Source organism: Corynebacterium sp. MC3 (assembly GCF_900099485.1).
Lineage (GTDB): Bacteria > Actinomycetota > Actinomycetes > Mycobacteriales > Mycobacteriaceae > Corynebacterium > Corynebacterium pseudogenitalium.
Map to the genome: position 1 here is coordinate 42,798 of NZ_LT622812.1, position 25,985 is coordinate 68,782.

Here is a 25,985-nt window from a genome sequence, read left to right on the forward strand (position 1 = left end):
AGTACTGTGAATCTGCAGAAAGTGAGGACAAGGTCCCTCGCTATGAGTGGAGAAAGCTCTACAGGACAATTGGCGCCTGTAGGGCTTTCTCCTTTTTACTGAGGGTGCGAGGCTTAAGGGACATTTTGTGTGTTTTTACGGCGTGTCGCGATAAGGGACATTTTGTGTGTGTTTAGCTGCGTCCAGCCCACCCTTTTCTCACGCCTAAGCTGGGGTTCCACTGATGATCAATGCCGGTATCGAGGCTTAAGGGACATTTTGTGTGTTTTTACGGCGTGTCGCGATAAGGGACATTTTGTGTGTGTTTAGCTGCGTCCAGCCCACCCTTTTCTCACGCCTAAGCTGGGGTTCCACTGATGATCAATGCCGGTATCGAATTCTTTCGGCCGCCCATCCAGGTGACCGCGGCGTTGTAATTCTTCTCTGGCCCACGCAGCTCGTGCGGCCTTCTCGCCGACGCGTCCGAAGTCTTGTTGCCGGGCAAGCTCAAGAGGCGGTACCGGGTCTTGCGTGTGCATGTATAGCCACCAGTCCATGGTGATGCGTTGATGTTCATCGAACATGCCACGGTGCTGGCCAGCTTTGTCTTTGAGCTGCTTGTTTATCCCGCCTTCTAACAGGTTCGTGGTGGCTTTTACATCTTGTGTCACGCCCTCTGGTGGGGCGAGGAAGACAAAGAGTTGGTCGTCTTGGATGAGCTTTTCAAACCTGCGTAGTGCACGGCGTGCATTGCGGTGGGTGTACCACCATTGTTGGGTGTCGTTGACCCATGTTGGTACTTGACCTTGGGGGATATCACGGCGATAGGTGCGTTGTTTGAGCCAGTCGTCAAAGGTGATGCGGGTGGTGTGTACGGCTGCGATAAACCGTGCGGCATCGTCGGTATCAGCAACGTTGACGAGCATGTAGCCAAGCTTGCGGATTGCTTTATGTGCTGGGTGGATCGGGTTTTTACTGATATCGCTAAACGTGTTGCGTTGTACGTGGACTAGGCAGCGCTGGATGGCTACGTGGGGCCATTTACTCCGGATTGCTTTTAAGGCTCCTCCTGAGCCGTCAGTGGTGATGATTAGCGGTGGGGCGATCTTGTCGAGGAGTTTGAGGTACTCCGATGAGCTTTCCCGCAAACACCAGTGCCAGGCAATGACGTGTGTGTCCGTACATGCAACGAGCAGGCATTTCTTGTGGAAGTAGGTGCCGTCGATAAAGACTTGGTCGTAGACGCGATATGGGTCTGTCATGTTGGGCACGGTGATAAACCACAGCAGTTGAAACCATCTGGTTAAGGTGCGTCTGGTCACCTTGTGTCGTTGAGCGACGCGGTCTGCGGGTTCCCCGGAAAGGATCCAGTCGAGAAAGATTTTGAAGTGGCGTACATCGTTGGTGCGGGCGCGGGGGTTGATTGTGGATGCGTTGCAGTTCGGGCAGCGCCAGCGTTGTGTGCCTGCGGTTGTGGTTCCGTTTTTTATCAGTGTGTGGCCGCATAGTGGGCAAGACGGCCGGTTTGTGATTGCCATAGCAATTGGCCTTACCGCACCACGGTCGGAGCCTATACCACAGGTGTGGTGGTATTCGGTGTTGATTTCTCGAAACGGGCGAATGGAACTGTTTTGGAAACCATATCGGACTGTTAGGCGAGGTCATCCCAGGAAACCGGACAGATTTATACACACAAAATGTCCCTTAAGCCGGGTGCGACCTGTAAATTTGGCTTAGGGGGTCGCTAGATCCAAGCAGTCGGAAATGAAAAACGGCCCCAAACAAAAATGTTCGGGACCGGAATTTCCTTTAATTTGCAGGTGATTCCTGCTCAATGACCGCAATCATACCCATCCCTTTTCTACAGAGCAAACCAGCCAACGCTGACATAATGAAGGAAAACAAATGCAACCGTCTTCATATCAAAAGCTCATCACAAATATCCCTGCCCCACGGTTTCAAACCTATCTTGATGCAGCACACCAGGAACCAGAAAAAGCCCTCGCACTATATCAATGGAATATCGATGCAGCCGCCGCAGTGACAAGCACCCTAGCGCTAGTTGAAGTTGCGCTGCGGGATACGATTGATCAACAGCTACGAGCATGGAACATGCAAGTCGGCGGTACACCAGAATGGATTACCCAGCCACAGGTACCCTTATCACATATTGTCCGCCGCACTCCACCATCCAGCTGGACCAATAGCCCCCACAGGCGCCAAGGAGACCTTCATGGATCATGGTGGGAAGCAAAAGCAAAGGCTTCGATGAGAGATCCACTGAACGGGCATGCAGTCAAACCACACCCAACCCACGACGACCTCGTGGCCGCGCTAACTTTTGGGTCATGGAGGCACCTCATACCGAAACCAATTCGGCTCGGAGGTCGTGCGAACGCTCCACAATTCGATATCTGGGACCAGGCAATAGATCTTCGGACAAATATCTGCGCAACAGGCAAAGGATTCGACGCTTCAGCTGGTACCGCCTATTTCTGGTGCTCAACCCTCCTACATGCCAGAAATAGGGCCTCACACCTCGAGCCGCTTCTAGATACCGGCACGCTGCAGCACTGGCACCGAATTGCCAGCCGTACGGTTCACGCACTATGGCCTGGCGCTGAAGTTTGGATTACCGGCCCTGCACGCATACCCGAAGTCATCAAACGCAAGCCCTAACCTAACTCGAGCCGCAAGAAACGATCGTTATCTCAAGAAGGCAAGAACTACACCACCAACGCTGTTGACTCGCTGCCCTCCGTGGTTGAGCCGCACGAGGCTCGCGCAGCTGCATACTGCCTGTCAATCATTGTGCCTACGCTCCTCGGCATCGTGGCGCTGGCCGTCTCCAGGCTTGCACCGGCTACGGATGCCGCGTCAAACAAGATGAGCTACCAGTATGGCCAGAAGTACTACACACTGAAGCTCGATTCTAAAAATATAAACGCCACCTTCCTGCAAAGTGAGGTCAAGAAGGACAAGACCTTGACTGCTCTTGCAAACAAGGCTCTCCCACGCGCCCAGCAGTCGTCCGAGCCCAGCGAGGCATTCGGCTCTTCGCACGGTAACGACGCAGCGCGCATGAACGACGCCCTGGCGATCCAGGCATGCCTGCAGGGCAAGGACTTCCAGTCCACACCGATGGACGAAGGAAAGAAAGCCGGCATCATCATCGGGTTCGTGCTTGGCATCTTTGGCCTGCTCGGGGGAATCGTGCAGCAGGCTGGACTGTTCCGCTAGACCCCTGCATCTCCCCCGCCTTGACAAATGATGAGGGGGGGGGCTTGAATATACAAGAACCTTATTTCTTCCTGTCAACTAAAGGAGATCTCACTGTGAAGAAGTTCGCAACCGCAGCCGTAGCTGCAACCATGGCACTCGGCCTGGCGGCCCCTGCGGCCGAAGCGGCCGATACCGTCACTGTCACAAATACAATGGTCAACGGTAACTGTGTTATCAAAGTGCTTGACGGTGGGACTTTGACCTACAACCAGACGTTCACCCCTACCCAGGCAGAGGCCGAGCTGGCTGCAGATCCAGGGGACGGTTCTGAATTTGCTGACCGCCTCGGCTTCCTGTCCGGTATCGACGAAGGCTCCTGGAAGACCGCTAAGTGGGAATCCCGAAAAGCAATGAGCGCCTGCACCAAGAGCCGGAACTACAAGACCGACGGTATCACCGCGCTCTCCCTCAGAATGGACCGCACGGCACGTCTGGCTACTTTCTGGACGCTGACCGGCGTTGGCCTGCTCACAGGCATCGTTGCCCTCGCTCTACCAGCGCTGAAGCCAATGCTGCCAGCCAACATTGCAGCGATGCTGCCATAGGCACACGTTCCACCTGGAATGCTCGCCCCGCACCATGCGGGGCTTTCTCTCTACAAAAAGGAAAATACTCATGAAGAAGATCACCGCCACTATTGTCGCCGCCACTTTGGCTGCCTCCATGCTCGCGCCGGCTGCCGATGCGGCGTCGAACACGATGAGCACGAAGAACTACCAGAAGTACTGCACACTGAAGTTCGACAGCGCGGACATGACCCAAAACAACGGAACGTACACTCAGGACGCCATCAAAAAATGGGTGTCAAAGCAAGATGGCCTCAAGAAGCTGGCAGATACGGACATCTCAAATGTGCAGCAGTCGTCGCAGCTCAGCGAGGCGTTTGGATCCTCGACTGCTGAGGAAACCGCAGCCATCAATGACGGCATGGCACTCCAGGCATGCCTGCAGGGCAAGGATTTCAAGGCTGAGCCGATGGATGACGGCACGAAAGCCGGCATCATCATCGGGTTCGTGCTTGGCATCCTCGGCCTGCTCGGGGGAATCGCGCAGCAGGCTGGGCTACTCCGCTAAGCGTTGTCGCGCACCCAGGCCTCGACGGGGGCGAGGCGGGTGAAGTCAACGCGGTCGACGTCCTTGTTATAGGTGTCGATCATCATGCGGTCGTTCGCGGACTTGCGCGGTTTGAGTCGCAAAGCGCCGACGACGCCCGCCATCGTGGCGGCGTGGGCGGCCGACAGCTCGGAGTAGTTCATGCGCCCGGGCAGGTAGAAGCGGGTGACGCTGTCCGCACGGCTGCCCAAAAGTTTCGCGGAAAAGTCCTTATCGACGGCCACTTCGTCCAGGCTCATGCCGACGGTGACGAGGGAGACGGAGTGGGCGTCGAAAAGTGGGTCAGGGAGCTTGCGGATGAAGCTGGCGCCGGGGTTGTTCGGGCCGTGGATGGGGGCGAGGACCACGATGGGGCCTTCGGGAGAGAAGTCGGCGTCGGGGATTGGCTCGGCGGCAGTGACGAGGCGTTTCGCCAGCTCATCGGCGTATTCCTTGGTGGATCCGTAGAACGAGGCGTACAGGATAGTGCAGGCAGTCATACAACTATTGTTGCATGTTGCGGCTAGAATGTGGCGACGATGCGATACGTGTACATGATTGTGGGGCTGGTGGCGCTTGCCCTGGGAGCGGTCGGCGTGTGGGTTCCGATCCTGCCCACGACGCCGTTTCTGCTGCTTGCGCTGGTGTGCTTCACGCGGAGCTCGCCAAGGCTGGAGCGCTACCTGCTGCGCCATGACACGTTCGGGCCATTCATTATTGACTACTACTCAGGACAGCTCACGCGGGCGCAGAAGCTGCGGATTCTGGGGCTGCTGTGGTTGGGGATGGGCGCCTCCATCTGGGTGGTGATTGTGGTGGTCGGGCTGTGGCCGGTGGCGTTGCTGCTCGCTGTGATTGGTGCCGGGGTGAGCGCGCACATCTGGCGGCTGCGGCCACGCCCCGAGCGCGCCGCCGAACTACGCCAGCGCGCTGGGCTGCCTACTGACCACGCACGTTGAAGCCGATGACGCCGGGGTTGACCAAGGGGGCGTCGCCAAGAAGGGCGTGGATGTTGCCCTCCCTCTCGACGGCACTGGTGACCGCTTTGGGGCGTTGCTTCTTGTCATCTTTGCCGCGGCCCTGCGACATTGGTGCACCCATGAAGCCGCCTCGCTGACCTTGCTGACCTGCGGTGTTGGTGGCAGAACCTGTGGCACCCGCTGCGCCTGGTTGGCCGCCGAAGCCGCCTGTGGACCCGGCGCCCGGCCGACCGGCGAAGCCCCCTGCGCTGTGTTTTTTTATTAGGGGTCCGGCCACCACCGGTATTTCCCCTTTTCCCCTACCCGACGCTCTTCGGTTCTATCTAGATGTGTATAAGGTACAGGCCTGAGGCTGCGGGTGAGCCCGCGCCTGTGCCTGTCGACGAGCCGAAGCCTGGCGCCTGCTGGTGCAACGACCCGGCGCGGTGGCGACCACCACCGCCTGCGCCACCCATCGGCATGCCGCCGAATGCGCCTTGGCCTGCACCTACGCCGGAGCCTGCTGCGGAGGCGGCGCTGGTCGTCGCGCCGCCGAGGCCACCGGCACCAGAGGCGAGACCACCGTGGAGACCAGCGCCCGGCGCGACATTCGCCGCCGGGGCATTCAGCGCCCCTGGTGGAGGAAGCGTCGGGGCCTGCGCCGAGGCGACTTGGGTCGGGGTGGCGCCGGACGCGATAGCGTTGAGCATGTCCGGGTTCGGTTTCCCAAACTGCTGCAACACATCCTGCGGGCCACGCGCGTTCGCGAGATCCGTGTAGCCGTTGTGCGCAAAGATGCTGGCGAGCCCCGCTGGCATTGGGGCGTCTGCAAACTCAGGGGCGGTGGGGCTCGGCGGGCCGCTGATAGAGAAGTCGGAACCGGTGACGTCGGTGAGGTCCGGAAGCAGTTTGACGAACGTCGGGTTTGTCGCTGGCAGGTACGAGTTGACGTACATCGGGTAGGAACTGACGAAGGCCTCCTTCACGGCCTTCACCGCGGCCGGGGATACGGCCTCAGCAGCTAGGGCCGCAGCCTGAGCTGCCGCCGCCATAAGTTGCGACGACGACGCCAACGCCGCCAACCCCGTGTTATTCCCAGCAAGCGCCGCCGAGTTGGCCGCGTACTCGGAACCCGCCGCCTGAATCAGTTGGAGACGCGCAATCGCCTGGGCCACGAACTCGGTCTCAGACGAAGATTCCAGGGACGCGATGGCCGGGGCGATGGCCTCCACCATCTCGTAAATACGCTGCGCGTTCGACGTCCAATTCGACGCCAACCCCGTCGGCACCGCGGTATTCGTGGTCAGGATGTTGCTCACCAGCGACTCGAAGCTCCCATCCGTCGACGCGTACACCGAACTGTTATTGAACGGCTGCGTCTTGTAACTCCTCGCGACAGCCGCCGCCGACGACATCCCAAGATTGGAACCCAACCCACTCAAACCCGGCGTCGCACTGAGCCCTACCGCCTTCACAATCCCCGCAATCGAATCGTCCGCCATCACCGTATTGTCCAGGCAGACCTTCAGCACCTTTGCCGACGACTTCACATTCCCCGTGAACGCGTCCGTCGCAAGTGGAGCGTGCTCGGAGTAAATCGCGCCGTGCTTCTCCCCTGCCTCGCGGAGGCCGGAGACGGCGGAGAAGGTAGCTCCTCCACCGACTGCACGGCCGCCAATAGCCCGATTTCCGCCTTGAGCTACTGCCAACAGATCCCGTACAGCAGAATTAACGTCATCAACTTCAATCAATATTTTTGTCATTTTCCCCCTAAAAATGGTGACTAGTTTCTAACTTTGCAATAAATACAGTGATTCAAGAGCCTCGATAGCAATTTGGCAATGTTCATCGAATGAGACGTTCTCATGAACTGTATTAAAGAAAGCTCCAATGGCGCCTCGCTCCGTATCTATCTGCGCAATACACACGTGGAGAGATGAATAATCAATCCCGTCGTTATAGACATAAATTTCTGGCAACACCTCAGACTGGAACTCAGGGAGCAGCGTTCTCGCCGATCGCGCGAACTCTTCATTACCGTCAACGCTCAAGAGCTCGACGCTGCTGAACGCGTCGCCCTTAGCAAATGAACATGCCGAAGTGCCGTACATGGAGTCAATCTCCCCGTCCGTGCTCCGCTTGATTTCCCCGGTGAAGCCCGCGCGGCGGAATTCCTCCTCGGTGATGTCGTTGCAGGGATCGAAGTAGTCCTCGGGTGCAAGCGTGAATGGGTCGAAGGCGCCGATTGGGACGGTGCCAGACTCAAACACGAAGGCTTTCTGGCCCGCGGAATCCGAGGGAGGGGCGTTGGAGGGGGCGGAGGGGGCGTCGATAAGGGTGGTGCTGGAACAGCCAGCGAGAAGTGTGGCGGCGAGCAGTGGTGCCAAGGTATAGGTGCGCAAAGTGTCCCCCCGTTTTTTCTAAGTGTTTCTACACAACCTAGTGCATTTCGCGCGATTGTAAAGGGTTTTGTGTACACCATGGTGGACATCCGGTTTTCAAAAACCGCCAGCGGGGCGCCACCCAGCGTCCTAATATAAGGCCCTATGAAACGCCTTCGTACTCGTTACTTCGCCCAGGCCAAGGCCGAGGGTCGCAAATTTACGGCGCTGACCAGCTACGACACCATGACCGCCCAGATCTTCGACGAGGCCGGCATCGACTTCCTGCTCGTCGGGGATTCGGCAGCCAACGTGGTGCTCGGCCACACCAGTACCCTACCGATCACGCTCGACGAAATGATCACGTTCGCCTCGGCCGTGGTGCGCTCGACGCAGCGTGCGTTTGTGGTGGTTGACCTGCCGTTCGGCACGTATGAGGAGTCGCCGGCACAGGCGCTCGCCGCGGCGGTGCGCGTCATGAAGGAGACCGGGGCGCAGGCAGTGAAGCTGGAGGGCGGCGTCGAGATGGCGCCGACTATCAAAACGCTTGTCGACGCCGGCATTCCCGTCTGTGCCCACATCGGGTTCACGCCGCAGTCCGAGCACGCGCTCGGCGGCTACGTGGTCCAAGGTCGCGGTGACGCAGCTCAACAACTACTTGACGACGCCACCGCCGTCGCAACCGCGGGTGCTTTCGCGGTCGTTTTGGAGATGGTGCCTTCGGAGATCGCGACGCGGGTAACGAACGAGGTTCCGATCCCGACCATCGGCATCGGCGCAGGTAACGGCACTGACGGGCAGGTGCTCGTGTGGCAGGACGCGTTCGGGTTCCGCGCCGGCGGAAAAACGCCGCGGTTTGTACGTCAGTATGCGGACCTGGGCGCGCAGCTGCTGGAGGGCGCGCGGAGGTACCGGGAGGACGTCGAAAAGGGGGACTTTCCTGCTGCTGCCGAATCGTTCGAGGACTAAGGAAGGCCACCATGCGAGTCATTACCACTGTTGAAGAACTGCGCGCGGCGCGCGCCGAAGCGACCGGGACCGTCGGCCTGGTGCCGACAATGGGCGCGCTGCACTCCGGGCACGGCACGCTGATTGAGCGGGCCCGGGGAGAGGTCGACACGCTGATTACCAGCGTGTTCCTCAACCCACTGCAGTTCACCGACCTCGGCGACTGCGACGACTACCGCAACTACCCACGCGATATTGAGGCGGACTCAACGTTTTGCGAGGAGCGCGGCGTCGACATCGTGTTCGCGCCCAGTGTCGAGGAGATGTACCCGGGAGGGGTGCCGCAGATCTGGGTTCGCACCGGCGAGATGGGCACCGTCCTGGAAGGCGCGTCGCGGCCGGGGCACTTCGACGGCGTAGCGACCGTCGTAAACAAACTGTTCAACCTGGCCAAACCGGACGTGGCCTACTTCGGCCAGAAGGACGCGCAGCAGGTAGCGGTGCTGCGCCGGATGGTTCACGACCTGAACCACGACGTGGAGATCCGCACCCTGCCCATCGCACGCGCCGCGGACGGACTGGCGCAGTCTTCCCGCAACGTGCGTCTCTCTGAGGCGGGGCGCTCGCAGGCGCTGGCACTGTCGCGTTCGCTGCGGACGCTGCAGGAACAGGTCGACGCGGGCGCGTTGGACGTGGATGCCGTGCGTGCGGAGCTCGCGGCTTCGGAGGGCGTGACGCTGGACTACCTGGTGGTCGTCGATCCGGATACGTTGCAGCCGACGTCCGAGCCCGGCCTGGCGCTCGTTGCGGCGACGGTGGACGGCGTGCGGCTCATCGACAACGCGCTGCTTGGGTAGGCCGGGGCGCTGCGAGTTCCGGGGTTTTGGAGTGGAAGGTGTGCTGACAAGCTTGCTCGGGATTTTGTGAACAGAATTGCACTTGACTTCGCGCCCGGGCCGCAGCCTTGACAACCGCTGAGGGGGCTTGAATATACAAGAACCTTGTTTTTCCTGTCGCCCAAAGGAGTTTTCGGTGTGAAGAAAATTGCAGCCGTAGCCCTCGCCGCAACCATGACCGTCGGGGCGCTCGCACTGACCACGGGCGCCGAAACTGAGAAGCACCCGATGGACTCCTACCTAATCTCTGCACCGCTGGGCAACAAGATGGTCGACAAAAATACGTGCAAGATTACAGAAACTAACATGTCAATTGTTCAGCGCCACCTCGATGACCCTAGCGAAGCTGCTTACTTTACGAAGCAAACCGACCGCACATGGGCGATAGAGAATCTTCCAAAGATCGAGGCACGTCTGAGGGAACTCCAAAGCACCAACCGCAGCCTGCTAATCCAGTTCTACACTGGCACCACCATCACCAAAGATGAGAAAATACTCAAGGAGTTCCCTGAACTCCTGTACACGATTGAAAGTTTCAAATCCTACATCGCCTGCGCCAAGGGCGAAAACTACGAGGCAAGCTTCATCACCCAGCAGTCCTCGAAGATGACAAACGCGGGTCGCGCGGCAACGTTCTGGACGCCGGTCGCGCTGCTGATCGCGGGCGTGCTCGGCGCGGTCGCGCTGCCAGCGCTCAAGCCGATGCTGCCAGCCAACATCGCTGCAATGCTGCCGTAACACCATCACGGCCTCTGTCAACACAAGCCGAATGCACCCGACTAATCGTCCATGGTTTCCCGGAGACACGGAAACCTTGGACGATTAGTTACGTCTAGACGGGCCGCATTATTGGGACGGAGTTGGACGTCGATTAGCTGCGGCAAGAGATTTACAGGAGTGCCGCAAAGCTATATCGCGATCGCAGGTCTTGTGCTTGCGGTGCCGGGCTTGATCGACTTGTGGCCGAGCGCTGAGGGGAGCCATACCGAGTTCTTGATCTCCCTGATCGCTGTGCTGGTGATAGGCGCGGTGCTCTTTTTCGACGCCGCGTTGTCCGCATCTACTCGTCTTGTTCACCAGAAAGCGCGTAGCGCTGGTTCTTCGCGTTCCAGTGCTTTTCTGTGAACGTAATGATGCCTTGCTGCTCCATTGCCTTCAGGGTCGGGGTTATTTGACCGTAACTCATGCCAGTGTGCTCGGCGATTTCACGTTTGGACAGTGGCTGTCCGGCGTGGTGGAGCGCTTTGCGGATCAGGTCGATTTTTTCCCCGCTCCGTAGGTACGCGCGGCTCCGTGATTGTGGAGATGTCGGAGTTGCTGACTCTGGGGCTTTCGGCGCAGATGTCTCTTCCGGGAGGAAAGAATAAACGGTGCCACCTGCTTGGCCAAGGGCGGTCGCTAGGCCGTATTCCACAAGCTGTTGTAACTCGGCGCGTGCTTGGGTGGAGTCCATCGGGAATTCTTGGCGATAGGACGCGTTGGTAAGCGTCTCACCATTGCGCATCCGGATGAGCGCATGGCGCTGCGCCGTGGAAAACACCTCTCCCCCCCCGGAAGATTCGTAGCCCAAGCGAGATCCGCTTCGGAAAGCATGGTCGAAGAGGTCAGGATCGCTTGGAAGTCGATGACTCTGTCTTTGAAATAGGGGGCGGGGAGGAAGGCGTCATGAAGAGCCTCACGTACTGCGGGAATGCCCGTCGCACTCGCCTCAATGACGCGGTGTCCTTTCGGCGTCTTTACTGCAGTACACATGCGGTACAAGACGGGATTGCGTGCCCGCGGTCCGGTGTTGCCAAGTTCGCTTTCGGTCAATCCCCAAAGTCCGCCAGGGTTGACCACGATGAGCTTGTCTGAGTGCTTTACTACTTGTGTGTAGGCAAGCATGCTAGCCGGAGACAGGTCACGGTGGACAAGTGCGTTGGCTACAATCTCGCGAATGGCCAACGTGGGAAGCTCTGGCACATCCTTGCCGTGGCCATCAGTAAAGACGGTGGTTGTTTGCAGGTGGTCGGTGACCCACTCGACTACCGCTTCAAGCAAATCGGGCACTGGTCCGGTGAATTCTTCCCTGTCCCGCATTCGCATTGCCCTGGGGTCATGTGGCCCGCGGGTAACGTGTGCTTTGACGTTGAGAGGCAAACACTGCTGAGGGTGTATACCAAGGGCATAGATTGCTGCCACCGTGGGCTCGCCTGTATCGGGTGCGACGACGTTGGTGCGAATCAACTGCTCTTCTCGCGGTAGTTGGGCAAGACGCCTGGATTGTGAGCGCTCTTGCTCCAGATACTGTTCAAGCAGATCCGGGTCGAGGTCTCGTTCTACGCTGGCGCCCTCCACAGGTGCCCGATCGTGCTTTGGGACTCCGCGTTGCGAAACAAGAAGCTGTTCCTCGTTTGGGTCAAGCTCGTAGTCACCGTCACCGGACCGGATGTAGGCGGGGCCGCCCTTCCCAACCCGGAATGGCTTACGGTCCGAGGGCTGCGGAGGAACGATGCACTGCAGCACAGTCTTGCCATCGACTGTTGCAGTTTCGATAGCACCGAGGTGGAGGGGAGGCACGATCTTCTGTCGTGCTTTATTTGCTAACTGACTCTCTACGGTCTTTGGGCTGGAAATACCTGTCACGGGGAAACTGCCGTCTTCTTCTGCCACACCGAGCAGGATGACTCCACCCTCTGGCATATTTCCAAACGCAGAGAGAGTTTCATCAATGCTCTTTGGCAAGCCATGCGAGGCATCTTTTGCTTCGATTTTTTAGGTGTCGTTGCCTATGTCTCGCAGTGTGTTGATGGTGGTTTTGATAGCGGTTTCGCTCATGTATAGAAGTATAACTCAAAATATAAATCAGAATCGCACTCAAAACCCGCAGGTTAAAGGCATATCTTACTGTGTAAGAGCGATTCTGAGTGCGATTTTGAAGAACAACACTCAAAATCACACTCAGACCCACTGCGCATTCTCCACTGCCCCACACACAGCCACGATGAGCCGTGGTTGATTACCAGGGTGGCGCAGCATGAACGCGCAGTAGCATTCTGGACGTCTATCGCGCTGCTGATCGCGGGCGTCCTCGGCACAGTCGCACTGCCAGCGCTCGAGCCGATGCTGCCAGCCAACATCGCTGCAATGCTGCCGTAATTCACCACGACACTTTGCCGATGCGCATCGGATGCCCGGGGGCCTGATCTAGCTGCTCCATTCGGCGTTCTGTGTCGAGATTGGCCGATGAAAAGCTTGCTCGGGATTTTGTGAACAGAATTGCGCCTGCCCCTAATCTCCCAAGGTTTTCCTGAAACGTCGAAACCTTGGACGATTAGCCCCCTCTATTCTCGTAATGGCTGGTCAGGACCTCGCCTTACCACGGCACCGACGAGCCCGCCGGGACCTCCCAATGCTTCGGAACCAGGTTCCTGATCTCGTTCGGCGTCTGCGGCGGCAACATATCAACAACTCGTCGGCCACCGCTCGGCCCCGGCATCACCGAGGTATCGACGGCACGCTGCGCATCGACCGTGTTCGCATGCACATCACCGTACGTGAGCACCGCGACCGCGAACCCGGCACCGTAACTAACCGTCGCGGTGGAGCTGCGACGGTCGTCGGCCCAGCCGAACTTCGTGCCCTGGACACCGGGCAGTCTCGAGGTGCCGTAGTTCTGCGGGAAGCCATCGGCAGCGACGGGTGCCGCGTGCGCCATGCCGCGCAGCAGCGGCGCGGCCACCGGATCATGCCGGATGGCCTGCACAAACCTCGCGACGTCCACCGCCGACGTACTCGCCACTCCCCAGTTCCCACGCCGTTGAGTAGCGCTCAATTTGAAGTCGCGCGCGATCGCGTCAATCGCCTGTGGGTACGCAGCATCCAGCGTGCCCGCAATGCCATCGTTCGAGGTGCGCACCATCTCCTCCACCAGCGCCTTATGCCGCGGCACCCCGTGGTACAGCACCCAATAGCCCAGGTAGAGCTTGCTCAGGCTCAGGGCCGGCCGCGCCTCCCACCCATTTCTCGACGCCTCCACTCCCCCACCCGCATGCACCACAGCCACCGCGGACCGGGGCGAAGCGGCGTCGCCACGCGCGGAGATCGCCGAAGCACTCGGCGCTGCCAAGATTGCGAGTACGAACGCCACAAACAGGGCAATGAACTTCTTCACAGGGGGCCTCCTGAAAATGCTATTTCCAGGAAGTGTAGCCAGAAGAGTCAGAAAAATGTGAACAGATCTGCATGTGCAAATCTGTTCACAAAATCTCTAAGGGCCTTTTGCGGCACCCTCTACCCGTGGGTTAGACGTCGCGGGCGATCAGGTCATCGAGGGCGACCGGGGACAGCAAGTACGGCGGAACCTCCAACACCGTGTAGGCGCCGGACTTCCCGTCCTCCGCGAGGCGGGCAGCCGCGCGCGCGTACGCGACGGCGACGGCGCCGGTGAAGTCGGGGTTGCTGGAGAGTTCCAGGGTGTACTCGACAAGCTGGTGGTTCTCGCCGACGCCACCAGTGGTGATCACGTGGCCGCCGTGCGGCATGCCGGAATGCTCGCGGACGAAGGTGGCGTCGTCAATAAAGTTGACCTCTACCTCGTAGCCGACGAAGTAGTCCGGCATCGTGCGGATGGTGTGCTCGATGGCGGCGGTGTCGGCGCCATCCTCCGGCACGATGTAAACGACGCGCTTGTGGGCGGACTTGCCGTCGAGACCCTCGGTCTCGCCGCGGCGCGCGCGATCCAACGCATCCGGCGCAGGAATCGTGTACTGCACACCCTTCGCGACGCCCTCAATCCTGCGCACCGCATCCGAGTGACCCTGCGACAGGCCCGGGCCCCAGAACGTGTGCTGCTGCGCATTCGGCAGAATTGCCTCCGCCATCGCGCGGTTCAACGAGAACATGCCCGGGTCCCAACCAGTGGAAACGATGGACACCGTGTTGTGCTCGCGCGCGACCTCGTCCATCGCCTTGCGGTGACGTGGGATGTCACGGTGATTATCGTAGGTGTCCACGGTAGGCACGTACTTCGCGAACTCCGGCGCCTGCTCCGGAATATCCGTCGCCGAACCCAGGCACAGAATCGCGACGTCAATCTCGTCCTTGTACTGTCCGAACTCCGCCACCGGTAACACGCGAGTGTCCGTGTCCAGCTTGCTGCGGCGCGAGAAGATCGCCGACAACTCCATATCCGCCTGCAGCTTCACCAGCTGCTCCACGCTCTTGCCCAAGTTTCCATAGCCGACAATGCCAACACGCATAATGCGCCTCCCTTTCCTCGTGGCCCTTTGGGCTCGTGGCTTCTGGGCTGTTTGCCCATAAATTACGGGCCTACTTTACTCGCACATCGGTTGTGAGGGAATGCGCACGACGGGTTGGTGGCAGGTTGGTGGCTTGCTGGTGGCTTGCTGGTGGCTTGGTCACAGGGAGCGAGTGCCAAAGGACGCAATTTCGGTTTTGGAAACGGCTGTTTTCCCAGGTCGTGAATTTTCGGGTGCGTCCTTTGGCACTGGCTCCGCTGGCGAAAGGGTTTCTGGCAATTAGCTGTGCACCAGAACCCGGGTTTTTGGCGGGGCTGGAGGGTAAAAGGCCAGGTCGCTGATTGCGCGAGGTGGAATTTGGTGCACCCGGCGCCCTCACACCGAAAGATATAGAAAGAGATAGAAAGATATCGAAACAAATTGCTGACCTGCACAAATAACATTTCGGCGAGGCTTCCAGGCTCCCTATATCTTTCCGATATCTTTCAACTCCCAAAATTGGCTCCGAAAAGAATTACCTGGGGAATGTACAATCTGCCACATGGTCACGGAATCAGCTTGGGACGCGCTCCCCTCGTATGTTCGTTTAGCGCTGGAGGCGATTCATGATGGAGCGACGGCGGACTCGCAAGAGTCGCTGATTTTGGAATTCAAGGAGGATCCCACTGCTCGTGAGGGGAAGGGCGGGAGGGCGAAGCTCGTCGAGAAGCTGTTGAATGAGGCTATTTGTATGGCCAACAGCGAGGCGGCGACGGGGCACATTGTTGTCGGCGTTGCGGACCGGACTCCCGGCGCGGGCGCATTCACTGGCACTGAGCTGGGCGAGGAGGACATTGCTCGGCGGATCTTCAATGGCACGAAGCCGAACATGAATGTGCAGGTCACAGCGGTGCATGCGTGGGGCACTCGGCTTGTGGTAATTCACGTGCCGGAGGCTCGTGCACTGTACACGCGGGGTGATGGCGCGGCGAAAAGGCGGACGGCGGACTCGCAGTTCTCGTGCCAGCCGATGACAGAGGAGCTACGCCGAGCGATTGATGCCGCGCGGCGAGACCCTGACTATTCGAACGACACAGCCGATATCACTATCGATGACCTGCAACTTCCCGTCATCGAGGAGGCGCGGCGGATGCTGCGGGAGCATCGCCGCTCGCGGGGCTCGGACGCGGCAACCCCTCAGACCACCACTGGCCTGCTTCGAGAGCTCGGGCTCATGCGTGACGACGGCCAACTCAAGCGCGCCGCCGAAATCCTCCTCGCCCAACCAAACCCGACAGACGTGGTGGTCCGCCACCTGTGGCGCAGCATCCCAGGGCAAGAACCGCAGGCCACGCTCATTTCAGACCCTCTGCTGCTCGCGTTGCCACGCCTGCGACGTCTGATTGCGGAAAATGGTGACCGCGAAATTGAGAGGGTGCAATTCGATGACGGTGAGGAAGTCGCCATCAGTAGGTTCCCGTCGCAGGCAGTCGACGAGGCCGTCTCGAACGCATTCATTCACCGCGACTGGCGCCTGCCCGGCCCAGTCGTGGTCGAGCAAACGAACCGCACGCTCAAGATCACTTCCCCGGGACCTCTCCCACCAGGAGTAACAGTTGACACATTATTATCGACGCCCTCAGTCCCCCGAAACAACCGGCTCATGGCGGCGATGCGGACCCTTGGCCTCGCCGAGGAAAGCTCGCGCGGTTTCGACCGCATGTGGGCCACCATGATCCGCACCGGCCGCAGCGCCCCGGAGGTAACCGCCACCGAGGCAAATGTGCAGGTGGTACTAGCAGCGCAGCAGCCAGATACCAACTTCATCAAGGGCTTGCGGAAGCTTTCGGAGCGTTTCGGCGAGGAGGTCGTCGATAGTGTTGCGGCACTGATTGTGCTCTGGCACCTCAACTCCGCGCCGCTCATTACAGCAACAACGGCTGCACAGAAAACCCAGTTCAGCTCCCTCGAAGTACATGAGCTTATGGACGACCTCGTCGCCCGCAGCCTTCTCGACCCCGTCACCGACGCCGACGAGTGGACCCTCAGCAGCGAAGCCCGGAAACTCCTCAACCTGGGACAACCCGGCGACCTCGCCACCGTAAGCGTCCAGGAATGGATCGAGGCCAAACTCCACGACGGTGCCGCACTCCAATCCGCCGACATCGCCGACCAGACCGGTGTCAGCGTCGCCGAAGCAGGCCGGATCCTTCGACACTTACGCAGCCTCGGGCGCGCGAAGATCGACCCGGATGGTCCTCCGCGCGGCCGCGGCACCCGTTGGATTCGGGCGTAGAAAGAGATAGAAAGATATCGAAACAATTCTCTAACCTGCACGAACGGCCAGAATTGCCACTTCTCGGCGCGTGATATCTTTCCGATATCTTTCAGAGCCTTAAAATGGTCCTAAAAAGAATTACCTGGGGTTTTACCTACCGGGGTGGAGGAGCGATTCTGAAACGTCCAGGTCGCAAACAGTCCACAATGGAATTTGCTGCACGGCACCGACCGTGCCCACTATCTTAAAACCGAATCAATAACCGTTGCGAAATTCGGGCAGCCCGAGCGCTCTAGCATTACGGCAGTTATCGGCCGGTCCGCCGCTTTGACGCCCTTTACCTTCTCCCAATAAGCCTCGTTTTCCTGCGCTACCCTCTTACAAAGCCCTGGGAACGCCTCAAAAATGTGGCAAAAGAAATCATCCGGAGTCAGCAAGTCAAACAGAAACTGCTGTGAGTCGACATAGTCAACGAGTCCCCTGTCGCTGGTGACGACGCACTGGACGTTGCCAGCCACGGCAGCGCTGAGAACGTGATGATCATGAATGTCCGCGTACCCATAATTACCAACAACAAAACCGGAGATTTCCCATTCCGCCAACGCACCGCGAATTCGCTTGAAGCGTTTTGAAATAGCACCCTCGGGAGCGTGTGGGTTATTTCTGCGCAAATGATACTGAGCTTCGGCGATAATATCCTCGGTCCACACTGGAAAGAATGGTGGCTCGACATCTTTATCCGAGCCCAGGAAGAGAAGGAAGCACCAGTCGGTGAGAGTGCGCGAGTACCAGACGTTAGCGTCAAAAAGGACTGGAATACTCACAGGCCTTCGATCTCATTATCAAGCTCTCGAATCGCATCGAACTCGTGACGTGCGCGCGCACGGCACCGCTGCAAGTATGCGACGACGTCTTCCCTGCGAAGCCGCGTGTGTGACCCGGCTTTGAAGTAATCGATTTCGCCTTCTCGAATCCGTTTCATCAGAGTCGGCCGAGAGATCCCGAGATACTCAGCGGCCTCAGTGGTGGTGAGTATCTCGGAGGGGCGGGAAAGCGCGACGCTCTCTCCGCGCGCGACCCTGGCCAAGATGGACTCGATAAATGAGGCTAATGCAGGTGGAAACGTACCGCGCACGGCATCATGAAACGTTTCGGGGTTAGCCACGACCTGGCTGGCCTGCTGCTCGACAGCTTGAGTGACCTCAATTGCCGGATTAGTTTTCGTTGTCACAGCGCTTCACCTCCAGAGAGTTTACACTTATAACTGTAACATCCACACCATAAACGTGCAACCCGCCGTACTACGCCACCATCTGCCAGACCGTCACGCAAATGATCACGATGCCCAGGCCGAACACGAAGATGGCCTCCGGCTGGTTCGCGTAGTGGCGGAAGGCCGTCGCGTGGCGGAACAGGAGCATCGGCACGATGTAGACCAGCAAAGTAATGAAGATACCGCCGACGACCGAAATCAAATCCAGGATTGACGGGTTGAAGATGGCGACAGCGACCGTCGATACGAAGACGAAGAGATAGATGCCCGCGCGGACCGCACGCGGATTCCACTTCTCCGTCGCATTCGGCGCCACCGCACGCAACAGGTACTGCGTGCCCTCCTCCGTGCCAAGCATGTGCCCAAAGTACGACGACGCAATCGCACACAGCGCGACCACCGGGGTCACCACCGCCATGAACGGGGCATTCGTCGTGTTGGCGAAGTAGGAGAGGACCGGAATGTTCTCCTCGCGCACGGCGGACATGCCATCCGCGCCGAGGGCGAGCGTGCAGGACCAGACGAAGAACATCGTGAAGCTGACCAGGAGGGTACAAGTAATCAACTCAATCTTGGACACCTCCTTCTCCGTACCGGCCACATCACCGTCATGCGACTTCTGCACATCCAACGCAGACTGCGACACCGCCGCCATATGCGAAAAGGAAAACACCAGCACAGGCAGCACAAACAGCATCGCCTTCCACAGCGGCACATCCGACTTGTACGCCATGAAACTCTCCAGATCCCAGTACGGAATCAAGTACAGGGAGACGGCAGCGAGCGCCACGATCAGCGGATACACCAGCAGATTCGCGAACCACAGCGTCGCCTTCTTGCCGAGGGCGTAGGCGCCCGTCATCACGCCGACACAAATCGTGGCCAGCAGCCAACGGTCAATGTGCGGGCCGCCCATCTGGTTCACGATGAAACTGTCCATCGTGTTCGTCACCGAAACGCCATAAATCAGCACAATCGGGTAGATCGCCAGCCAGTACATCAGCGCCGTTGCCAGGCCGCGCTTCCGGCCGGCCAGAGACGTGATGACCTGCAGCACGTCCAGACCCTTCACCGGCGACGCCGACACAATCCTCGAATACATCCGGTGCGAGAAAAACACCATTGGCCCAACCAGGATCGTCGCAAGCAGGAGGGGCCAGAAGCCGAAGGAACCGGCGTCGATAGGAAGGAAGAGGATTCCGGCGCCGACCGCGGTACCGAACAGCGTAATCGCCCACGACCAGGTACTACCGTCCGGAGACGGGGCTCGCCGCGTGCGGCGGATCTCGCGCTTGTCCGCCGGCGTGAGGTTCTCCAGCTCGAACTCGTCAGCGGCAACCTCCTGGTGCTCGCTGCTGAAAGGTACGGGGTCCGTGGCGCGCTCGCTCATGAAATCCTCTCTCGCTCGACAATAATGTGACCCCACACACCTTAGCCGATGAATGAAATTGAGCTAACTTATCGACGGCCAGCTGCGCGGAGGGTTGGGCGGAAGGTGTCGAAAACTGTCCTTAGCGATTTTGTGAACAGATTTGCGCCTCGCTATCGGAGCGCCTCCGGAACGTGCTGCACCGCCACCACATCCAAACCAAGCACAGCCAGCACGGCCTCAACCTTATCCAGCCGGACAGAACGTTTTCCCTGCTCAAACTCTCGAATGAACCGTTCCGACACCATCGACAGGTCGGCCACGTCCGCCTGCGTCAGGCGCATGGCACGGCGTTGCTCGCGAGCCTGCTCGCCGAGACTGCGGGGCGTGGGGGACATGAGGGCCTTTCGTGTCGCGGTTCTGGGGGGTTCGGCCTTTTGGAGTTTCGGCACGATCGTGCCGTTTTGAAGTATATTGTGCGGAATAGTGGTGCGCAAGAGGCAGTTTCGGCACGATCGTGCCGGTTTCACGGAGTTTGGTCAGCATCGCATTCACGAGGAAAATCCAGAAACATATCGCACGGTTGTTCCATATCGTTTGGGGGTGGCAGGATCCGTTTGTCTTTTGCAAAGTTAAGATAAAGGCATATAGTTCATTTTCAATTTTCACTTGCCCTACCCGAAAGGAGCGATCATGACCGCCCCGCTCGTTGAAAATCTGTCGAAAGAAGCTGCACGTCATGAGCTTGCTGAACTCAAAAAGTCGATCGAATCCCTTTCTGGGGACTCGTTCGAAGAGTTTGAAGAGCGTGCGGACAACTACAATCTCACACCCCGTGAATTCGCCGTGTGGGAGCGTGTTTCGGAACTGCGCTGGCTCCTTGGCGATGACTAAAAACGCTGAGCAATTACAGGCCCTGGTCGCCGAGTTCAGCGCAGACCTCGCCGCTACGGTGGAAGCCTTCACCGGACAGCATTTTGAGTTTAGTAGCAAAATAGTTGAGAACGGCAGCATTTCGATCCGCCTAAAGCAGATAGAGGACCGTGTAGGCATCATTCCTCTATCTTGGAACGGGCACGTAATACTCGGATTGCGTCCGACGTTTAAATGCACCTGGGATTCAACTCACAGTTTCTTGGCCGTGGAGAACTCCAGCTTCGCTGTTCACACTCAAGCAAAATCAAACGACGAACCGCTTTTCAGAGTTGAGTACGACCGCAACAAAAGCAACAGACCGAGTTCGCACTTCCACGTTCACGCGCATCGGGACGAAGTAGCCCACCTTCTAGGCCTAACAAAGAAGTTGGATTCAACGAACGATCAGAAGATAAAGAAATTTACTTCGGAATTCCCTCGACTCTCAAAAATCCATTTCCCTACTGGTGGGCACCGTTTCCGCCCGTCATTGGAAGATGTCTTAGAGAGCCTCCGCCAGGAGTTCAACCTCGATACCGATCTAGGCAGATGGAAGACGCACCTAAAAAAAGTCACGCTTGAAATGGCGAAAGATCCAAACAGCAGCCGTTTTTTTTTTCAAGCAGAAGACGGCATACGAGATACTCGTGAATGAGTTCCAGATGCCCGTACCCGAAAGCTGGGAATGTCCGTCGGATAACGACGCCAAAATCGTTCGAGATTAAACCCAGCGGATTAGCAACAGGACGCGGGGCGTCGGTAAATGAACTCGTGGTCGCGGTGATTGCCGACCTTGAAGAAGTACTCGCCGGCCTTGGAGAAGCCGTAGCGGTGATAGAAGCGCTGCGCCCCAAAGTTTTGCGACCAGACCCCGAGCCACGCGGTACGCGGACCAATCCAGTCGAGGACAAGCTCGATGAGCGTGGAGCCGAGGCCGGACTTTTGGTGATCGGCAAGGAGGTAGAGGCGTTTAAGTTCGCGGTCATCGGGAAGGACGTCCGGGTGGGGGAGACTGCAGGGGCCGACCAGCGCGTAGCCCACGAGGGCGCCGTTGTCCTCGACGAGCCAGATGGCGTGGTCTGGGTCGGCGAGGAGGGTTTTGTGTTTCTGCAGGTCGTAGGCTTCGGTGAGGAAGGTTTCCAGGTCGGCCGGGTCGTAGAGGTGGCCGAAAGTCTCCGTGAACGTGGTGGTGGATAGTTCGACGAGGGCGTCGGCGTCGGCAGGCGTGGCGCGGCGAATCGTAGGCATGGGGACAGGATAAGGGAAGGGATAAGCGTCACGAGCGGAGTCGGGATTTTGTGAACAGAATTGCAGATGGGAGTAATCCGGGCTTAAGGGACATTATGTGTGTATAAATCCATCCGGTTTCCCGGGGTGACCTCGACCAACAATCCGATATGGTTTTCAAAACAGTTCCATCCGCCAGTTTTGAGAAATCAACGCTGAATGGCATCGGGTGTGGGGTATGGAGGCTGCGGGTAGCGCCGCTGCGCCGGGTGGAGCAACGCGAGGGCACAGCGGGAGACGTTTGGTGGGGCAGTGGGGCGTCGATAAGCAAGAGTCCCTGCGGTACCGTGGGCTGCGTGACTGATGCACTTGCGCCCAAGCCTGAAGCCCTTTCGATCGACGCGGTGGCCGCGGGCAAGACGCAGGTGTTCGTCGAAGGCTTTACCGACGCCTGCCTCATGACCCAGAACATGGTCAACGCTGCCGAGCGACTCGCTAGCAAGGCTTCGTGATCTAGGAGGATTATGCGAATTTACACACTCGGGTTTTCACACAAGAGCGCGGAGGAGTTCTTCGACATTCTGCGCGAGTCCGGCGTGCGGCGCGTGGTGGATATTCGCCGCTCGAACACGAACCAGCTCGCCGGGTTTACCAAGAAGGACGACCTGCGCTACTTCCTGCGGGTCATCCTGGACATGCCGTACACGCACGAGCTCGCTCTCGCGCCGTCGGCGGATCTGATGCACGCGTATCGGCATGACGAGGTTGGCTTCGATGAGTTTTCGAAGCAGCTGCGCGAGGAGTACGACGCTGGGAAGGTTTCGTCTCTGGACCGCTCGCTTTTTGACGACGCCGTGCTGCTTTGCTCCGAAGCCGACCCCTCTACCTGCCACCGGTTAGTTGCCGCCGAGTACCTCGCCGAAGTTTGGGACGACGTGGAGATCGTGCACCTTTAGGGTTGTGTTTGGGCTTAGCTGTCTTGCTCGCCGTGGCGTTCGCCCGTAAGCATGCTGAGCAGCAAAATGTTGCCCGCCGACAGGGCGTTATCCGGGCAGTAAACCGCGTGCGGCACGTACGCGCGCAAGTGGACGACTTCGCCTGGTTTCAGCGGGAAGCGCTCGCCGCCGCACTCGAACTCCAGCGAGCCGTTGAGGCACTGCACGGTGATCGGGTGGGCCGCCTTGTGATCCGGCAGCGTCTGGCCAGGGCAGAAATTGAAGACGATGAGGTTCGCGCCGTCGCCCTGCAGCAGTCGCTTGACGCCCGGTCGCGCATTGTCTGGCCGCGGAGCAACGGCGTTGATCGTCTGGATGCAGGTGGCGTGGTCGGTCGAGTCTGCCGAGTCTGCAGCACCAAACACTTCGGGGCGGTTGACAGGTAGGTCGTCTTTTGGCTGAGACATCGTTGATCCAATCTTTGGGATATCGGGGGTAGTGGCGTCTGGGCGTTTACGCACCATGTTATCGGCTCAGTCCGCAGCGTGTGGCGTACGCAGGATGACTCGTTAGCGGGGCTGACGTTTGGTCAGTGGGTGCATCTTCTCTCCAAGCCACATGCGGGCGAACGTAATGCTCGCGTTGTTCTCTGGAATGAAGCGCTTGAGCCGAACCTCTCATCCTATGGCCAAAACTCCACTAATCGCAGGCGTTTCCAAGGCCAGGCGCTTGCGGTCAAAGAATTACGCAACCGAGCTACTCATCGACGCCCGCTAGTCAAAATTGAGTCAACACGACCCACCGTAGGTGATGATGGGGCCGAATCACCCCAACTGCACTGCGATCGACCAGATTCTGCGGCGCATGCCAACGACGACATTCACCCCACCCCAAGTCATGCTGCCCACCGAAGCGGTGGGGACTCAAGCGAGTTCACCGGGCGGTGGATCGTTGGCCCCGCTATGTTGCATGCCGCGATTATCGACGGCACGCTCGCCCAGTGGGTGCGGAGGCTGTAGGCCTTCTGAAGTAGTTGCCTCCAGCGGAGTCGGGATTTTGTGAACAGAATTGCAGATGGGAGTAATGGGGTTGAGGCACTACACAGTCGCCGCTCAATTCAGTTCACTAGTATCCCGCTTCCGGTTGGGGCAGGGCAGGGGGTTAGCGGTTCCGGTTCAGGAAATGCTCCGCGGCACTGCTGCCCTCGATGGCGGTGAAGGCTTTGCCGGGTTCGGAGGAGCACCAGTCGTAAAGGATGGCGGAGGCGGCAGCTAAACCGAAGATCACTGCGGCGACCGTGCCGATACGCTGGACGTTCGGGTCAGAAGCAATCTCCTGGAACCTCCGATTCGCGTCCGCGATTTGGGCGCGGAGGGCGGCGGAGGGGTCGTCGTTACGCGGGGCGCGACCATTGCGACCGCGATCTGGCGAATCCTGCTGGAACGCTGCCTGAATATCCGCATTGATACGTGCGAGCTGCTCATTCAGCGCACCGGCGTACGGGCGGGCGAGCTCGCCGCCAACCGCCGCAAGCACACCAACCGGCACGAAATAGAACAACGGCGACGCAATCGCGTTAGCGAAGCAGCGCTCGGCAGTCTTGCCAGGCGCGGTCGTGGTCGACGTTGCGGTGACGGTCGGCGTGGGATCCTGCGGGTCCGCCGGAGCAACCGGAGTCGTGGTGACAGTGGTCGTGACGGTCTCCGTGGCCTTTTCGGTCGTTGTGGTGGTCGTCGTAGTGGTCTCGGTTGCTGTGGCCGTTACGGTGGTCGGGGTGGTCTCCTTGGTGGTCACCGTGGTTGTTTCGGTGGTCGGCTCAGGGACCTTCTTCGTAACGGTGGTCGGGGTGATCTCCTTGGTGGTCACCGTGGCGGTTTCGGTGGTCGGCTCAGGGGCCTTCTCCGTCGTCGTCGCGGTCTCAGTCACCGTCGTTGGAGAGCAATCGCAGTCTGCGGTCGTCGTCGCAGTCGTCGTCGCCGTGGTCGTCGCCGTGGTGGTTGCGGTCGTCGTTGCCGTGGTGGTTGCGGTGGTAGTCGCCGTCGTAGTTGCCGTCGTAGTTACGGTGGGCGTTGGCGTCTCGGCAGGCGAGGTCGGGGCTTCCGGCGCTGAGATTTGGGTCTTGGCGATCTCACGCTTGATTGGGTTCATGATGACGCCGCCGACGTAGCTGCTGTAAATATCCGACGGGTACACCTCCGTCATCGAACAATGACGCTGGTTATCGTATACGGGCTGCTCGATGACTACGCGGCTACCGCTAGGAAGGAACACCTGCCCAAGCGTTTTGTTCAGGTCGGCGCGATTGAGGTTCAAACCCCAGTCGTAAGTTTGCTGCCAAGTCGTGTTTTTATACTGCTCATTGCGCTTCTCCAACGTTCTCGGGTCTGTCAACCGTCCCTCAGCGTCGAACTCACCAGCTTTGCCGGTGACCTTCTTGCCGTCGGCGTCAAAAATGGTAATGGTGGCGTCGCCAAGCTGAACATTGGCTGGGTCGGTGACGCCGAGGAAAAGCTCGGTAAGCCAGGCGCCGTATTCACCAGCGTGGAGTTCGTATTCCGTCTTGGCAATCCAGGTGCACTTGCCGTCAACTTCCTGAGGCGAAACAGTACGCTTACCCGGGACAGCGTCGAAAGAGAACTCCGGATTAATCAGCGCTTGGGCAGCGCCAGAAAACGTCAAAGTCTCACCCGCGGGAGCATCTTTCGTTGCTTTGACGGGGACGGTGATCTGGAAGTTGCCTTTCTCGCCCATAGCGCCGCGAAGGTCTACTTCGTACGAACCTGATGGGAGTTCATTAAACCCCTGAGTCCCCAAAGACTGGCCGTTGATGTTTACTCCTGCGCGGTCGGCAAGCTCGATGCCGTCCGGCAGTGTTACCTCAACAGTGAAGCCTTGAATGTTGGATTGACCAGGTTGAGCAGCTGCGTCCCCAGCAGGAAACGGCGCCTCCGCTGTTCCCGAAATCGTTACATTAAACGTGTCGCCAGCTTTGACCCCGTCCGTCTTATCCGTTTCGACGTTCACGTCCACAGCCGGAATCTTCGCCGGGTTAGTCACATCGGGGCTCGGCTCCATTCCCGTCGTGTCTTGCTTCTCCACGTACGCGCCCGCCACCGGGCCACCCACCGCAGTAATTGACCCGCACGCAATAGCGATGGCACCACACATCGCAACTAGTTTCTTCCGGTTCATACCGTTTTCTCCTCGCAAATACCTGGAAACTTACGTAGAA

General features: G+C 58.9%; 28 protein-coding genes. 12 read left to right on the forward strand and 16 right to left on the reverse strand.

Translation table 11 applies throughout. The features are described 5' to 3' along the window. Positions 1-305: 305 nt before the first annotated feature. Complete coding sequence (locus BQ4436_RS02225; protein WP_083329395.1) at positions 306-1,517, reverse strand: IS1249 family transposase; 1,212 nt, start codon at positions 1,515-1,517, stop codon at positions 306-308. Positions 1,518-2,739: 1,222 nt separating this feature from the next. Between BQ4436_RS02225 and BQ4436_RS02230 the strand changes: the two genes are divergently transcribed. From BQ4436_RS02230 to BQ4436_RS02240, 3 genes are all read left to right on the forward strand, one after another. Further along, the gene (locus BQ4436_RS02230; RefSeq protein ID WP_070975372.1) at positions 2,740-3,219 is read left to right on the forward strand and encodes a hypothetical protein; all 480 of its coding nucleotides are present in this window, start codon (positions 2,740-2,742) and stop codon (positions 3,217-3,219) included. A 95-nt stretch (positions 3,220-3,314) separates the two neighbouring features. Beyond that, on the forward strand, positions 3,315-3,806 hold the full coding sequence (locus BQ4436_RS02235; protein WP_070975373.1) for a hypothetical protein: 492 nt from the start codon (positions 3,315-3,317) through the stop codon (positions 3,804-3,806). A gap of 70 nt (positions 3,807-3,876) precedes the next feature. Beyond that, entirely contained in the window at positions 3,877-4,335 is a 459-nt protein-coding gene (locus BQ4436_RS02240) for a hypothetical protein (protein ID WP_070975374.1), read from the forward strand. On the opposite strand, the gene BQ4436_RS02245 is transcribed toward BQ4436_RS02240, so the two are convergent. After that, positions 4,332-4,853 (reverse strand): flavodoxin domain-containing protein, encoded by a 522-nt coding sequence (locus tag BQ4436_RS02245; protein ID WP_070975375.1) that lies wholly within the window; start codon positions 4,851-4,853, stop codon positions 4,332-4,334. The two genes, BQ4436_RS02240 and BQ4436_RS02245, sit on opposite strands and share 4 nt — an antisense overlap. A 39-nt stretch (positions 4,854-4,892) precedes the next feature. Between BQ4436_RS02245 and BQ4436_RS02250 the strand changes: the two genes are divergently transcribed. After that, positions 4,893-5,312, forward strand: coding sequence for a YbaN family protein (locus BQ4436_RS02250; protein WP_070975376.1), 420 nt, complete (start codon positions 4,893-4,895; stop codon positions 5,310-5,312). On the opposite strand, the gene BQ4436_RS11495 is transcribed toward BQ4436_RS02250, so the two are convergent. From BQ4436_RS11495 to BQ4436_RS02260, 3 genes are read right to left on the reverse strand one after another with little or no spacing between them, the layout of a single operon-like run. Beyond that, positions 5,293-5,610 (reverse strand): hypothetical protein, encoded by a 318-nt coding sequence (locus BQ4436_RS11495; protein WP_143000771.1) that lies wholly within the window; start codon positions 5,608-5,610, stop codon positions 5,293-5,295. The genes BQ4436_RS02250 and BQ4436_RS11495 overlap by 20 nt on opposite strands. Before the next feature lie 46 nt (positions 5,611-5,656). Then, positions 5,657-7,075: a hypothetical protein gene (locus BQ4436_RS02255; protein ID WP_143000772.1), complete on the reverse strand. Its 1,419-nt coding sequence runs from the start codon at positions 7,073-7,075 to the stop codon at positions 5,657-5,659. 27 nt (positions 7,076-7,102) lie between these two features. Next, positions 7,103-7,714 (reverse strand): DUF3558 family protein, encoded by a 612-nt coding sequence (locus tag BQ4436_RS02260; protein ID WP_070975378.1) that lies wholly within the window; start codon positions 7,712-7,714, stop codon positions 7,103-7,105. A gap of 144 nt (positions 7,715-7,858) precedes the next feature. Between BQ4436_RS02260 and panB the strand changes: the two genes are divergently transcribed. The 3 genes from panB to BQ4436_RS02275 all read left to right on the forward strand — a co-directional run bounded on the left by panB (position 7,859) and on the right by BQ4436_RS02275 (position 10,275). After that, positions 7,859-8,662, forward strand: a complete 804-nt coding sequence (gene panB, locus BQ4436_RS02265) for a 3-methyl-2-oxobutanoate hydroxymethyltransferase (RefSeq protein WP_070975379.1) — start codon at positions 7,859-7,861, stop codon at positions 8,660-8,662. Positions 8,663-8,673: 11 nt separating this feature from the next. After that, positions 8,674-9,498 (forward strand): pantoate--beta-alanine ligase, encoded by an 825-nt coding sequence (panC, locus tag BQ4436_RS02270; protein ID WP_070975380.1) that lies wholly within the window; start codon positions 8,674-8,676, stop codon positions 9,496-9,498. Between the two features lie 177 nt (positions 9,499-9,675). After that, positions 9,676-10,275 carry a hypothetical protein gene (locus tag BQ4436_RS02275; protein WP_070975381.1) on the forward strand — a complete coding sequence of 200 codons (600 nt, stop codon included), beginning with the start codon at positions 9,676-9,678 and terminating at the stop codon, positions 10,273-10,275. Between the two features lie 322 nt (positions 10,276-10,597). On the opposite strand, the gene BQ4436_RS12400 is transcribed toward BQ4436_RS02275, so the two are convergent. Further along, positions 10,598-10,723: a hypothetical protein gene (locus BQ4436_RS12400; protein ID WP_255366090.1), complete on the reverse strand. Its 126-nt coding sequence runs from the start codon at positions 10,721-10,723 to the stop codon at positions 10,598-10,600. 212 nt (positions 10,724-10,935) lie between these two features. Continuing rightward, on the reverse strand, positions 10,936-12,261 hold the full coding sequence (locus BQ4436_RS11500; RefSeq protein ID WP_304439929.1) for an ATP-binding protein: 1,326 nt from the start codon (positions 12,259-12,261) through the stop codon (positions 10,936-10,938). A 270-nt stretch (positions 12,262-12,531) separates the two neighbouring features. On the opposite strand from BQ4436_RS11500, the gene BQ4436_RS12150 reads away from it, so the two are divergent. Further along, positions 12,532-12,675: a hypothetical protein gene (locus BQ4436_RS12150; protein ID WP_176754794.1), complete on the forward strand. Its 144-nt coding sequence runs from the start codon at positions 12,532-12,534 to the stop codon at positions 12,673-12,675. Positions 12,676-12,892: 217 nt separating this feature from the next. On the opposite strand, the gene BQ4436_RS02300 is transcribed toward BQ4436_RS12150, so the two are convergent. Next, a complete protein-coding gene (locus BQ4436_RS02300) occupies positions 12,893-13,690 on the reverse strand; it encodes a hypothetical protein (protein WP_255366091.1) in 798 nt (265 codons plus the stop codon). Between the two features lie 130 nt (positions 13,691-13,820). Next, entirely contained in the window at positions 13,821-14,777 is a 957-nt protein-coding gene (locus tag BQ4436_RS02305; RefSeq protein ID WP_070975386.1) for a diaminopimelate dehydrogenase, read from the reverse strand. A 541-nt stretch (positions 14,778-15,318) separates the two neighbouring features. Between BQ4436_RS02305 and BQ4436_RS02310 the strand changes: the two genes are divergently transcribed. Further along, complete coding sequence (locus tag BQ4436_RS02310) at positions 15,319-17,052, forward strand: ATP-binding protein (protein WP_070975387.1); 1,734 nt, start codon at positions 15,319-15,321, stop codon at positions 17,050-17,052. A gap of 221 nt (positions 17,053-17,273) precedes the next feature. Here BQ4436_RS02310 and BQ4436_RS02315 read toward each other — a convergent pair whose 3' ends face one another. From BQ4436_RS02315 to BQ4436_RS02330, 4 genes are all read right to left on the reverse strand, one after another. Continuing rightward, positions 17,274-17,858 carry a PIN domain-containing protein gene (locus tag BQ4436_RS02315; RefSeq protein WP_070975388.1) on the reverse strand — a complete coding sequence of 195 codons (585 nt, stop codon included), beginning with the start codon at positions 17,856-17,858 and terminating at the stop codon, positions 17,274-17,276. After that, the gene (locus BQ4436_RS02320; protein ID WP_070361684.1) at positions 17,855-18,265 is read right to left on the reverse strand and encodes a helix-turn-helix domain-containing protein; all 411 of its coding nucleotides are present in this window, start codon (positions 18,263-18,265) and stop codon (positions 17,855-17,857) included. Before BQ4436_RS02320 ends, BQ4436_RS02315 begins: the two co-directional genes overlap by 4 nt. Positions 18,266-18,335: 70 nt before the next feature. Then, positions 18,336-19,697: an amino acid permease gene (locus BQ4436_RS02325; protein ID WP_070975389.1), complete on the reverse strand. Its 1,362-nt coding sequence runs from the start codon at positions 19,695-19,697 to the stop codon at positions 18,336-18,338. Positions 19,698-19,849: 152 nt separating this feature from the next. After that, entirely contained in the window at positions 19,850-20,074 is a 225-nt protein-coding gene (locus BQ4436_RS02330) for a helix-turn-helix domain-containing protein (RefSeq protein WP_070361682.1), read from the reverse strand. 295 nt (positions 20,075-20,369) lie between these two features. On the opposite strand from BQ4436_RS02330, the gene BQ4436_RS02335 reads away from it, so the two are divergent. Continuing rightward, positions 20,370-20,570 (forward strand): hypothetical protein, encoded by a 201-nt coding sequence (locus BQ4436_RS02335; protein ID WP_070361681.1) that lies wholly within the window; start codon positions 20,370-20,372, stop codon positions 20,568-20,570. Between the two features lie 756 nt (positions 20,571-21,326). Here the strand turns inward: BQ4436_RS02335 and BQ4436_RS02345 are convergent. After that, the gene (locus tag BQ4436_RS02345) at positions 21,327-21,839 is read right to left on the reverse strand and encodes a GNAT family N-acetyltransferase (protein WP_070975391.1); all 513 of its coding nucleotides are present in this window, start codon (positions 21,837-21,839) and stop codon (positions 21,327-21,329) included. 335 nt (positions 21,840-22,174) lie between these two features. Between BQ4436_RS02345 and BQ4436_RS12405 the strand changes: the two genes are divergently transcribed. Both BQ4436_RS12405 and BQ4436_RS02350 read left to right on the forward strand, forming a co-directional pair. Further along, positions 22,175-22,330 (forward strand): hypothetical protein, encoded by a 156-nt coding sequence (locus BQ4436_RS12405; RefSeq protein WP_255366092.1) that lies wholly within the window; start codon positions 22,175-22,177, stop codon positions 22,328-22,330. Between the two features lie 12 nt (positions 22,331-22,342). Further along, the gene (locus BQ4436_RS02350) at positions 22,343-22,774 is read left to right on the forward strand and encodes a DUF488 domain-containing protein (RefSeq protein WP_070975392.1); all 432 of its coding nucleotides are present in this window, start codon (positions 22,343-22,345) and stop codon (positions 22,772-22,774) included. Between the two features lie 14 nt (positions 22,775-22,788). Here the strand turns inward: BQ4436_RS02350 and BQ4436_RS02355 are convergent, their stop codons facing one another. Then, entirely contained in the window at positions 22,789-23,220 is a 432-nt protein-coding gene (locus BQ4436_RS02355; protein ID WP_143000773.1) for a cupin domain-containing protein, read from the reverse strand. Between the two features lie 694 nt (positions 23,221-23,914). Then, positions 23,915-25,945, reverse strand: coding sequence for a hypothetical protein (locus BQ4436_RS02360; protein ID WP_143000775.1), 2,031 nt, complete (start codon positions 25,943-25,945; stop codon positions 23,915-23,917). Between the last annotated feature and the right edge of the window lie 40 nt (positions 25,946-25,985).